Genomic DNA, 4,392 nt, shown 5'->3' with positions numbered 1-4,392 from the left:
ATAATACAGTGAGTTCTTTTCTTCTTCCGTGAATTCTAGGTTAATCATGTTTTTAATGAGTGCTTTGCTTCTAATTATGACTCTTAAACTATATTATTGTCCTTGAGTAAAAAATGCAAGTTGTAGCCGTGCAAAGTATACAAGGATCGATTTTCATCAAGGTGAAGAATTGTAATTTGTTTTCTCAGAAAAAATCAATTATTGAAAATGTTCTCAATAGTAGTTTCTACAATGAAGCTTTTTCGTCAAAACATCTTGGGGAATGCAAAAATATATAAAGGTATATGAAGATGTGCGGAATGTCGGATTTAATTCCACCCACCCACTTAACTAGAAGCTAATAATTTATTTTCAATCTGTCTAACTACGGTTAGTGCCGAATAGCTGACTCCGGCAGTGCCTTCTCCCGGATGGGTGGAATCTCCCACTAACCAAAGATGGGGGATCGGAGTGCGCGTCGCTACTCCAAAAGGGCCAAAAGTGGACAATCTTTGACCAATACCGCCGACAATGCCCTGATTTCGCCCCGTAAACCGTTCAAAAGTGCGAGGTGTAGCTGATTCGATATGAACGATGTGATCAGGACTAAGATGGAAATAATTACCGAGACGCTCGATCGCCTCTTGGGTGTATGCTGCTTTTAATTGCTGATAATTATCTTCTCCTTTTCGCCACCAAAGACTGGTATCGGTGAAGGAAGAAGCAATAATCGTCGCTTTTCCCACTGGAGCGCGGCCATCCCCTTCTTTACTCACGGAAACAAACAAAGAGTTATTTTCGCCGATTATGCCATGGTAATCGTAGAGGAATTGCAAATGGGGGGGACAATCGGGGGGAATAGCAGCGCGATCGACTCCTAAGTAAACCACAAAAGCACCGGACGCGGGGGGAAGTTTTTCAATTCTCCGGTGATAAAGACTGGGAATGGCTTCGCGATCGATTAATTGTGGTAAATTTTGGATCGGGATATTAGCCACAATCTCATCGGCCATTTCTGGATATATTTGGCCATTTTTTTGATTTCTGACGATAATTCCCCGGGCTTTTCCCTTTTCTGTCAGTATTTTTTCTACTGTGTGGCGCATTTGCAATTTACCGCCGTATTTTTCCAAAGCTGCTACTAGGCGATCGCTTAATACCTGCATACTACCCTGAAGGTGGGATAAACCTTGGGGAGACTGAGAAACTGCTAAAGCGGTGGCGGCATAAAGTAAAGCGGTTTCATCGGCAGTAACTTGGGAATAAAGCTTTAACTGGAGATCAAGGAAGGTTTTTAGGCGTTTATCCCTCTCTAAGCCGTATAATCGCAGAGCATCGCCCACAGTCATCAAAGTAAAGGGAAAGGTAATGGCAGTATCTACACGCAAAGCGGCGATTAATTGCCCTAAATCCCACCAGTTGCGTGGGGGTAAAACTGGATCGCGACTTTGAAAACGCCAACTTGCTTGAAAGAGTTTTTGTAATAATTGCCAAAAAGGTTCGCTGCCCGGAAATTGTTTTTGTCTTTCCTCTTGCCACTTTTGCCGATCGCGCCAGACGTTAATCGCAGTGGTTTCCCCCGGCAGAAAAACGGCACAAGCGGGATCGCAGGGGACAGAATCGGGTAAATCTATCCCTAATTCGGCAAAAATGCGCTGATGAATGCCCCCTACCTCTAATCCTGCCACTTGAGTTGCCCCCACGTCAAAGGTAAAACCCCGACGGGAAAAAGTCGAGGCACAACCTCCGGGGACAAGTGCCTGATCATATACTGTGACTTGATAACCTCGACGCGCCAATAATGCCGCCGCCGTTAGTCCGCCAATCCCTGCACCAATAACGGTAATTCGCGTCATTTTCTTAATAATTAGGGTTTGCTGAAAAAGTTTGTTGGTGGGGTTAGGAGTCAGGAGACAGGAGATAGGAGTCAGGAGTCAGGAGTCAGGAGTCAGGAGTTAGGAGTTAGGAGTCAGGATTCAGGAGATTATTTTTATTTATTCTTCCCACACCCTACACCCCACACCCCACACCCTACACCCTACACCCCACACCCTACACCCTACACCCTACACCCTACACCCCACACCCATCTGCCAGGGACTCTTAACAGTTTACCCGCGCCCCTAGGGTATCTAAAGCTAAAATTTTCACCTCAGAGTTAATCCCCACTTGCTGCCAAGCATTTTTCATCTCTGTGGCTGTTTTTTGGGCATTGTCGGGGTTAGTTAAAGCTAATAGGCTCGGACCCGCGCCACTAATTACCATCCCGTAAGCACCCGCGTTAATGGCGGCTTTTTTCACCTTTTCGTAACCCGGGATCAAAGATTGGCGATAGGGTTGATGCAGTTTATCCTCTAGGGCAATTCTCAGCCAATCGCCGTTACCCGTCTCCAATCCCCGCAATAATAAACCCAAGCGGGAAATATTGAAAATTGCCTCCTGACGGCTAATTTTTTCCGGTAAAACCGCCCTAGCTTTTTCCGTAGCCAGTTCAAAATCGGGAATCGCTAGGACGGGAATGAGATTTTTTTGCCAAAATACTTGACAAATAGCCCAATTTGTGCTATCTCCTGCCGATAGCTGACAGTTGCCCCGCAAAGCCGGCACCACATTATCCGGATGGCCCTCCAATGCGATCGCTAATGCGGCGATTTCCCCCATAGATAAAGGATTTCCGGCGCATTGATTAGCAGCCACTAACCCGCCGATAATAGCAGTGGCAGAACTACCTAAACCTCTAGCCAGAGGAACCCCTAAACCGATCTCGATGACGATAGGGGGCGGATTCTGTCCTATTTTTTGATAAACTTGCAAAAAAGAGGTGTAGATTAAATTATCAGCACCTTGGCTAACTTTAGCTGATTCAGTTCCCTTGACAATAATGCTGACAGGGTTAGCTGTTGTTGCTGGCAGCTGGGTAAAAGTAAACTGATTATATAGGGTTAAGGCCGCTCCGAGACAATCGAAGCCGGGCCCAATATTAGCAGTGGTAGCGGGAACTGTAACCGTAAAAGTTGTCATCGTTAAGCTTTTGCCTGAACATAGCGGCGATTTACCTCCTCCCAGTTAACCACATTCCACCACTCTTTTAAATACTCAGCCCGTTGATTACGGTATTTTAAGTAATAGGCGTGTTCCCAGACATCATTGCCCATAATTGGCTGTAATCCCTTCCTTAGGGGGCTATCTTGGTTAGCAGTGCTGATAATTTCTAGTTGTCCTGACTTATTTAAAACCAACCATGTCCAACCACTACCAAAAAGTTTAGTACCTGCTTGGTTGAAAGCGTTTTTAAATTCCTCGAAACTGCCAAATTTAGCGATTATTGCCGCCCCTATTTCTCCTTTTGCTTCACCACCGCCATCGGGGGACATAATCTGCCAAAACATCGTATGATTAAGATCACCGCCGCCATTATTGCGGATAGTGGTGCGAATATCGGCGGGCAAAGAGTCAAGATTTTTAATTAATTCTACTACTGTTTTTTTCTGCAATTCTGGATATTTTGCCACTGCCAGGTTGAGATTATTAACGTAGGCTGCATGGTGTTTATCGTGATGAAATTGCATCGTTTCCTTATCAATATAAGGTTCTAGGGCATCATAGCTATAGGGTAGGGCAATGAGACTATAGGGACCGGTAGCGGCAAAAGCGGCAGGGTTAAAACCGGCAAGAGTGGCTGTGCCAAGGGTAGCACCTAAAAGATCAATAAATTGACGGCGATTGAGAGACATAAGTAATAAAACAAAATTAACTTCTTGGTTAGGATAGGCACTCATGGAAGAGGGAAAGGCAAGAGGTAGTTAGATATTAGCTACATATTCTCAGAGCAGATGTTCCGATGATCAATTATCCTATCGATCGGTACTTCGGGAGACAAAAGTGGTTCTTCGGGACTTGTTATGCAAATAATTAACTAAAAATCAAATTCGCTGAAAGTGACTAGAACTAAAAGTAGCTGAAATCCATACAGGGAAGTACTTAAGGCGCAAACAGGTTAATACCAAAAGATAGACAATTGAGTTAAGATTTGATATAATAGCCAAAAACGAGATTATTTTACTTATGATACTTGACAAATTTTTGAACCTAAAAGGAACCTGTATTCAAGGCTATCTACACCTAGAAAATATCGGTATAGTTTGCCGAATCGAATCGAAAAATCAAAAAGCAACCTGTCCTCGTTGTGGGTTAGAGAGCGATAAACTCCACCAAAATCATCGACATTTAGTCAAAGATTTACCAATCTCAGGACAACCAGTGTACCTACAGGTTAATCGTCGTCAATTTAAGGGCGATAATTGTCAGAAACCCTTTAGCGAAGAGTTAGATTTTGTCGCCAAGAAACGAACCTATACGAAAAGACTAGCCGAGAATATACTCGAACAATTAAAAGAAGGAGATATTTTAAAT

5 protein-coding genes are annotated in these 4,392 nt (G+C 43.9%); 2 read left to right on the top strand and 3 right to left on the bottom strand.

All coding sequences use genetic code 11. The features are described from left to right. Window positions 1-326: 326 nt before the first annotated feature. The gene (gene crtD, locus O9290_RS22125) at window positions 327-1,835 is read right to left on the bottom strand and encodes a C-3',4' desaturase CrtD (RefSeq protein ID WP_288059749.1); all 1,509 of its coding nucleotides are present in this window, start codon (window positions 1,833-1,835) and stop codon (window positions 327-329) included. Between the two features lie 18 nt (window positions 1,836-1,853). Between crtD and O9290_RS22120 the strand changes: the two genes are divergently transcribed. Beyond that, window positions 1,854-2,141, top strand: a complete 288-nt coding sequence (locus O9290_RS22120; RefSeq protein ID WP_288059751.1) for a hypothetical protein — start codon at window positions 1,854-1,856, stop codon at window positions 2,139-2,141. Here the strand turns inward: O9290_RS22120 and thrB are convergent. Both thrB and O9290_RS22110 read right to left on the bottom strand, forming a co-directional pair. After that, a complete protein-coding gene (thrB, locus tag O9290_RS22115) occupies window positions 2,083-3,000 on the bottom strand; it encodes a homoserine kinase (RefSeq protein ID WP_288059753.1) in 918 nt (305 codons plus the stop codon). The two genes, O9290_RS22120 and thrB, sit on opposite strands and share 59 nt — an antisense overlap. Window positions 3,001-3,002: 2 nt before the next feature. Beyond that, window positions 3,003-3,713: a superoxide dismutase gene (locus O9290_RS22110; protein WP_288087553.1), complete on the bottom strand. Its 711-nt coding sequence runs from the start codon at window positions 3,711-3,713 to the stop codon at window positions 3,003-3,005. 331 nt (window positions 3,714-4,044) lie between these two features. Here O9290_RS22110 and O9290_RS22105 point away from each other — a divergent pair. Further along, a partial coding sequence (locus O9290_RS22105; protein ID WP_288087550.1) for a transposase family protein occupies window positions 4,045-4,392 on the top strand: 348 nt, incomplete at its 3' end.

It is taken from the genome of Microcystis sp. LE19-41.2A (assembly GCF_027530405.1).
Taxonomy (GTDB): domain Bacteria; phylum Cyanobacteriota; class Cyanobacteriia; order Cyanobacteriales; family Microcystaceae; genus Microcystis; species Microcystis aeruginosa.
The sequence above is the reverse complement of the archived record's forward strand: the minus strand, read 5'-3'. Positions and strand labels throughout refer to the sequence as shown.

Bases quoted from the DNA above. Each gene is read 5' to 3' on its own strand.
- thrB (WP_288059753.1), bottom strand. From the start codon at position 3,000: ATGACAACTTTTACGGTTACAGTTCCCGCTACCACTGCTAATATTGGG.
- O9290_RS22110 (WP_288087553.1), bottom strand. From the start codon at position 3,713: ATGTCTCTCAATCGCCGTCAATTTATTGATCTTTTAGGTGCTACCCTT.
- crtD (WP_288059749.1), bottom strand. From the start codon at position 1,835: ATGACGCGAATTACCGTTATTGGTGCAGGGATTGGCGGACTAACGGCG.